This is a genomic window from Caulobacter sp. P1_B12_2, from assembly GCF_056406675.1.
This window is the reverse complement of sequence record NZ_JBFTZS010000724.1, coordinates 1-1,330: the sequence shown is the minus strand read 5'-3', so window position 1 is coordinate 1,330 and position 1,330 is coordinate 1. Positions and strand designations below refer to the sequence as shown.

Sequence of the window (1,330 nt, the reverse complement as noted above, 5' to 3'; positions counted from 1 at the left end):
CCCCTGGCCGAGGTCACCTTGCCGAACGGCCGCCGCGCCGACCTGATGGCCCTGGGGCCCAAGGGCGACGTGCTGATCGTCGAGGTGAAGTCGGGGCTGGAGGACTTCCGCGTCGACCGCAAATGGCCGGAATACGCGCCCTATTGCGACGCCTTCTACTTCGCGGTGTCGCCGGACTTTCCCGAAGGGATCCTGCCCGAGGAGCCGGGCCTGATCGTCGCCGACGGCTTCGGCGGCGCGGTCGTGCGCGAGGGGCCGGTCGCGCCCTTGGCCCCGGCGCGGCGCAAGGCGCTGACCCTGGCCTTCGCCCGGCTGGCCGCCCTGCGCGCCGCCGGCGTCAACGCCGAGCGGCTGTCGCTCTAAAGCGTTTTCGAGCGAAGTGGATACCGGTTCGCGTGAAGAAAACGCGTTAAAGCAAAGACGGGCGTCTTAACGGTCGAAGTTGCGGGCCAGCAGGAAGCCGAACACCAGGCCGGCCACGAAGGTCCCGACCGCGAGGGCGACGGGGCGTTCCTCGGCGACGACATGGGCCGCCTTGGCCTTTTCGAGGCTCCAGGTCTTGCCGACCTCGGCCTTCTCGGCCGCGTAGGTCCGGGCGACCTCGGTCTTTTCGGCCACGGTCTCGACCGCCTTTTCCACGGCTTCCTTGGCGCGCTTCACGCCAGCCTGGGCCTTGGTCTTGGCGGAGGCCTTGGGGGCCGGGGTCTTGATCGTGAAGTCGGTCATGCGAAATCCCGCGTAATGGAGGCGCCGACCATCGTAACACGTCGCGCCGCGAAACGTTTCCCTGGCCGCCTTTCTAATCGGCGGCCGAACTAGTTGTCGCGCACCACCTTGAGCACCGCCTCGCCGTAGCGATCCAGCTTGCCCTGGCCCACGCCGCCCGCCTTGGCCAGGGCGGCCAGGGCGCCCGGCCGGGCGGCCGCGATCTCGGCCAGGGTGGCGTCGTGGAAGATGACATAGGGCGGCACGTGCTGCAGCGCCGCCTCTTCGCGCCGCCAGCTCCGCAGGGCCTCGAACAGCGCCTGGTCCTCCAGCGGCACGGTCAGGGCCTGGCGCTTGCGGGCGGTCTTGCCGGCGCCGGACCGGCCCGGACTGTCGGCGGTGGCGGGCTGCTGGCGGAGCGAGACCAGGCGTTCGCCGCGATAGACCTGGCGCACGCCCTCGCCGTCGCCCAGGCCGATCAGCGGCCGGCCGTCGTTGGGGTCTTCCCGCAGCAGGCCCTCGAACACCAGGGTGTCGATCAGGTCGCGCCAGCCTTGCGGGCTGAACTCCTTGCCGATGCCGAAGGTCGACATGGTCGCCTCAGTCTGAGTGACGTCCTTGGTCT

General features: G+C 70.1%; 3 protein-coding genes. 1 reads left to right on the top strand and 2 read right to left on the bottom strand.

Annotation, left to right across the window (positions count from 1 at the left end; translation table 11 throughout):
* The coding region (gene mmcB / locus AC1DZ6_RS25235; RefSeq protein WP_477099829.1) for a DNA repair putative endonuclease MmcB at nt 1–363 on the top strand (363 nt) is incomplete at its 5' end.
* Nucleotides 364–429: 66 nt separating this feature from the next.
* Here mmcB and AC1DZ6_RS25230 read toward each other — a convergent pair.
* The gene (locus AC1DZ6_RS25230; protein WP_477099828.1) at nt 430–726 is read right to left on the bottom strand and encodes a hypothetical protein; all 297 of its coding nucleotides are present in this window, start codon (nt 724–726) and stop codon (nt 430–432) included.
* An 89-nt stretch (nt 727–815) separates the two neighbouring features.
* The coding region (locus AC1DZ6_RS25225) for an HRDC domain-containing protein (RefSeq protein WP_477099827.1) at nt 816–1,330 on the bottom strand (515 nt) is incomplete at its 5' end.

What these genes read in the sequence shown, in the direction of transcription:
- AC1DZ6_RS25230 (WP_477099828.1), bottom strand. Translation starts at nt 726, where the DNA reads ATGACCGACTTCACGATCAAGACCCCGGCCCCCAAGGCCTCCGCCAAG.